4 protein-coding genes are annotated in these 4,602 nt (G+C 63.9%); 2 read left to right on the top strand and 2 right to left on the bottom strand.

All coding sequences use genetic code 11. The features are described from left to right. Nucleotides 1-81 precede the first annotated feature (81 nt). The gene (locus tag ACK1U9_RS16845; protein ID WP_153671222.1) at nucleotides 82-2,439 is read left to right on the top strand and encodes a hybrid sensor histidine kinase/response regulator; all 2,358 of its coding nucleotides are present in this window, start codon (nucleotides 82-84) and stop codon (nucleotides 2,437-2,439) included. Here the strand turns inward: ACK1U9_RS16845 and ACK1U9_RS16840 are convergent. Beyond that, nucleotides 2,429-2,917 (bottom strand): glutathione peroxidase, encoded by a 489-nt coding sequence (locus tag ACK1U9_RS16840; protein WP_015269382.1) that lies wholly within the window; start codon nucleotides 2,915-2,917, stop codon nucleotides 2,429-2,431. The two genes, ACK1U9_RS16845 and ACK1U9_RS16840, sit on opposite strands and share 11 nt — an antisense overlap. A gap of 13 nt (nucleotides 2,918-2,930) precedes the next feature. Further along, the gene (gene msrB / locus ACK1U9_RS16835; protein ID WP_015269381.1) at nucleotides 2,931-3,326 is read right to left on the bottom strand and encodes a peptide-methionine (R)-S-oxide reductase MsrB; all 396 of its coding nucleotides are present in this window, start codon (nucleotides 3,324-3,326) and stop codon (nucleotides 2,931-2,933) included. Between the two features lie 167 nt (nucleotides 3,327-3,493). Between msrB and ACK1U9_RS16830 the strand changes: the two genes are divergently transcribed. Beyond that, on the top strand, nucleotides 3,494-4,602 hold a 1,109-nt coding region (locus ACK1U9_RS16830), incomplete at its 3' end, for a pyridoxal phosphate-dependent aminotransferase (protein WP_449110045.1).

Genomic DNA, 4,602 nt, shown 5'->3' with positions numbered 1-4,602 from the left:
CCGCGAAGAGGCCGGCACAACCATTAGAGCAATCAAGGCTGAATGTGTGACAGACCCACCAGCAGCCGGGGTTGATCGGCTATGCTTGCGCAGCGCAAGGGACGTGAAACCGGCTCGGGACACATGGATATCAAGTTCACCAATCGCCTGTCATACAAGCAAGCCCGGTTGACAGTCCTGGTCGGCTTCATCCTGGGAACATTGCTCAGTCTCATCCAGATAGGCATCGATTATGCCAGCGAAGACGCGTCCATCAACCGCGAAGTGCGCGCCTTGCTGCAAATCAGCCACAACCCGGCCTCGCGCATTGCCTACAACATCGATTCGGAACTGGCGCTGGAGCTGACTCGCGGCTTGCTGGAGTCGCCGGCAATCATCCGCGCGTGGCTGAGCGACAACAACGAAACGGTGCTGGCCGATGTCGAGAGGCCGCGCCTGCAGGACCGCTACCGACCGCTCAGCGACTTCCTGTTCGGCGAGCAACGCCAGTTCAAGGAGCGCCTGTACCTCACCCATATGCCCGACGAGGACCTCGGCACGCTGTACCTGGAGGTGGACACCTACGCCTTCGGCAGCCGCTTCCTCGACCGCGCCGGCATAACCCTGCTCAACGGCTTCGCCCGCAGCCTGGTGTTGACCGGCATCTTGCTGGCGCTGTTCTACATGATGCTGACCAAACCGCTGGTGACAGTGATCGGCGCGCTCAGCGGCAGCGACCCGCGCAAGCCCCGCCAAACCCGCCTGGCCTGCCCGCACGGCCACGAAAACGACGAGATCGGCGTTCTGGTGAAAGTCGCAAACCAGCAGTTCGTCAGCATGGCCACCGAGATCGAGCAGCGGCGCACAGCGGAAAACCGCCTTACCCAGTACCTCAACGAGCTGGAAGATATCGTCTCGGCACGCACCAACGAGCTGAAAGCCAGCAACAACAGCCTGAGCCTGTCCAACCAGGAGCTGGAAGAAGCCCGACGCCGGGCGCTGGACATGGCCCAGGCACGCGCCGCCTTTCTCGCCAACATGAGCCACGAAATCCGTACCCCGCTCAACGGCATGCTCGGCATGATCGCCCTTGCCCTGGACAGCCCGCTACCCAGCGAGCAACGCCAGCAACTGGCGATAGCCCATGACTCCGGCAAGGTGCTGGTGGAATTGCTCAACGATATTCTCGACCTGTCCAAGTTCGATGCCGGCCAGCTGGAGCTGGAGCGCATTCCGTTCGACATGGGCTCGATGGTCGAGGACACCGCCAACCTGCTGTCGCAGAACACCGCGCAAAGCGTGGAGCTGACCTGCCTGATCGCCCGGGACTTCCCCAGCAGCGTGCTTGGCGACCCCACGCGGGTAAGGCAGATCGTCAGCAACCTGCTGTCCAACGCCCTCAAGTTCACCCGCTTCGGCCGCGTGGATGTGCGCCTGGCGACCATTGTCGGCGGTGTGCGCCTGGAAGTGCGCGACACCGGTATCGGCATCCCCGAAGAAGCCCAGGCGCGGATCTTCCAGCCGTTCACCCAGGCGGGCGCCGGCATCACCCGCCAGTTTGGCGGCACAGGCCTGGGCCTGGCGCTGACGCGCAACCTGTGCAAGGCCATGCAGGGCCACCTGCATATCAAATCCGACCCGGGCTTCGGCAGCCGCTTCACCGCCGAGCTGCCGCTGGCCGTGCACACCGAGGCCATCCCGCCATCCCCATTGCACGGGCGCGTGGCTGCGCTGAGCGCGGCCGGCAGCGGGCTCGATGAACTGCTGCAGGACCTTTTGCCCGCCTGGGGCCTTGATTATCAGCGCCATGACAGCAGCGCGGAGTTGGACGCCACGGCCATAGACCTGTTGATCACCGACAGCCTGGACCAGCTGTTCGAACTGCGCCCGGCGCTGAAGACACCGATCTTGCTGGTGACCGCCTACGGCAACTTCCTGCCCAGCGAACAGTCGGTCACCCTCGCCCCCCTGCACCAGCTGGCCCGGCCGCTGGCGCGCAACGCCCTGTACCAGACCTTGCGCCGCACCTTGCAGGGCCACGAGCCCGAACACCCACTGGCCACCCCGGCCATTACCCTGGAACAAGGCCGTGCGCGCATCCTGCTGGTGGAAGACAACCCGGTGAACCAGCTGGTGGCCAAGGGCATGCTGGCCAAGCTCGGCTGCCAGGTGCAGTTGGCCACCCAGGGCGCCGAGGCCCTGGAGCTACTGGAACAGGACGAGTTCGACCTGGTGCTGATGGACTGCAACATGCCGGTGATGGACGGCTACGAGGCCAGCCGGCGCATCCGCCAGAGCGGCCGCTGGCCCGATCTGCCGATCGTTGCCCTCACCGCCAACGCCATGCCCGAAGAACGCGAGCGCTGCCGGGCAGCGGGCATGAACGACTACCTGGCCAAGCCGTTCCGCCGTGAAGAGCTGCTGGCGCTGGTCGACCACTGGGTGCCTGTCAACGGCTGAGCAGTCGCTCGATATCCGCTTCCAGGGCCTGCGGCTTGGTGGTGGGGGCGTAGCGCGTTACCTGGCCAGAGGCCGGGTCGACCAGGAACTTGGTGAAGTTCCACTTGATCTTCTGGCTACCCAGAATGCCCGGGGCGCGCTGCTTGAGTTCGACGAACAGCGGGTGACTGCCGGGCCCGTTGACCTCGACCTTGCGGAACAGCGGGAAGCTCACACCAAAATTGCGCTCGCAGAACTGGGCGATTTCCCGTGCATCGCCCGGCTCCTGCTTGCCGAACTGGTTGCAGGGAAAGCCCAGCACCACCAGACCACGCGCGCGATAGGCCTGCCACAGTTGCTCCAGGCCCTTGTACTGCGGGGTAAAGCCGCACTGGCTGGCGGTATTGACCACCAGCAGCGCCTTGCCGGGGAAGTCGCCGAGCTTCTTGTGCTCGCCGCCCAAGGTCACGCAGGGGATGTCCAGTATCGATCCAGCCATGGTCGGGCTCCGGTCAGTCGCGCGGGCGCAGGTCGATGCACACCGAGTTGATGCAGTAGCGCAGGCCGGTCGGTGGCGGGCCGTCGGGGAACACGTGGCCCAGGTGCGCATCGCAGCGGGCACAGGTGACTTCGGTGCGGATCATGCCGTGGGAGGTGTCGCGGATCTCGATCATCGCGCTTTCTTCGATGGGGGCGTAGAAGCTCGGCCAGCCGCAGCCGGAATCGAACTTGGTCTGCGCATCGAACAGTGGCAGGCCGCAGCAGATGCAGTGGTAGATGCCGTCACGGCGCTCGCTGTTGTACTTGCCGCTGAACGGCCGCTCGGTGCCCTTCAGGCGGCACACCTGGTACTGCTCGGGGTCGAGCATCGACCGCCATTGTTCCAGGGTTTTCTCGATCTTTTGCATGTAGGGACCTCGGCAGGCTGAATTTCACTGCGCACCGTCTTTTCCGGGGCGCGGGTGGCACGTATATTAGTTGGCTTCGTGTGCCAGGCGTTCAGTCTGGCACCCGCTTCCTGCCCTTTCAAACCTTTCGGCGGGGCGTAGCGCGTTTTCTCAATCGGGATCCCATCATGCAGTTCAGCAAATCGAACAAGCTCGCCAATGTCTGCTACGACATTCGCGGCCCAGTGCTCAAGCACGCCAAGCGCCTGGAAGAGGAAGGCCACCGCATCCTCAAGCTGAACATCGGCAACCCGGCGCCGTTTGGCTTCGAGGCGCCTGACGAAATTCTCCAGGATGTGATCCGCAACCTGCCCACCGCCCAGGGCTACAGCGACTCCAAGGGCCTGTTCAGCGCGCGCAAGGCGGTGATGCAGTACTGCCAGCAGAAGCAGATCGAAGGCGTTGGCATCGAAGACATCTACCTGGGTAATGGTGTGTCCGAGCTGATCGTCATGTCCATGCAGGCACTGCTCAACAACGGCGACGAAGTGCTGATCCCGGCCCCCGACTACCCGCTGTGGACCGCCGCCGTGAGCCTGGCCGGCGGCAAGCCGGTGCACTACCTGTGCGACGAGCAGGCCGACTGGTTCCCCGACCTTGAGGACATCAAGGCCAAGATCACCCCGAACACCAAGGCCCTGGTGATCATCAACCCGAACAACCCGACCGGCGCGGTGTACTCCAAAGAGCTGCTGCTGGGCATGCTGGAACTGGCCCGCCAGCACAACCTGGTGGTGTTCTCCGACGAGATCTACGACAAGATCCTGTACGACGAAGCCGTGCACATCAGCACCGCCTCGCTGGCCCCCGACCTGCTGTGCCTGACCTTCAACGGCCTGTCCAAGTCGTACCGGGTGGCGGGCTTCCGTTCCGGCTGGCTGATCATCTCCGGGCCCAAGCACCACGCGCAAAGCTACATCGAAGGCATCGACATGCTGGCCAACATGCGCCTGTGCGCCAACGTGCCTGCCCAGCATGCCATCCAGACCGCGTTGGGCGGCTACCAGAGCATCAACGACCTGGTGTTGCCGCCGGGCCGCCTGCTGGAGCAGCGCAACCGCACCTACGAGCTGCTGAACGACATCCCGGGCGTGAGCTGCGTGAAGCCGATGGGTGCGCTGTATGCATTCCCGAAGATCGACCCGAAGGTTTGCCCGATTCACAACGACGAAAAGTTCGTGCTCGACCTGCTGCTGTCGGAGAAGCTGCTTATCGTTCAGGGTACGGCGTTCAACTG

Source organism: Pseudomonas sp. XP1, from assembly GCF_053557675.1.
Note: the sequence above shows the minus strand (reverse complement) of the source record. Positions and strands in the feature narration are given on the sequence as shown.

What these genes read in the sequence shown, in the direction of transcription:
- ACK1U9_RS16845 (WP_153671222.1), top strand. Translation starts at nt 82, where the DNA reads ATGCTTGCGCAGCGCAAGGGACGTGAAACCGGCTCGGGACACATGGAT.
- ACK1U9_RS16840 (WP_015269382.1), bottom strand. Translation starts at nt 2,917, where the DNA reads ATGGCTGGATCGATACTGGACATCCCCTGCGTGACCTTGGGCGGCGAG.
- msrB (WP_015269381.1), bottom strand. Translation starts at nt 3,326, where the DNA reads ATGCAAAAGATCGAGAAAACCCTGGAACAATGGCGGTCGATGCTCGAC.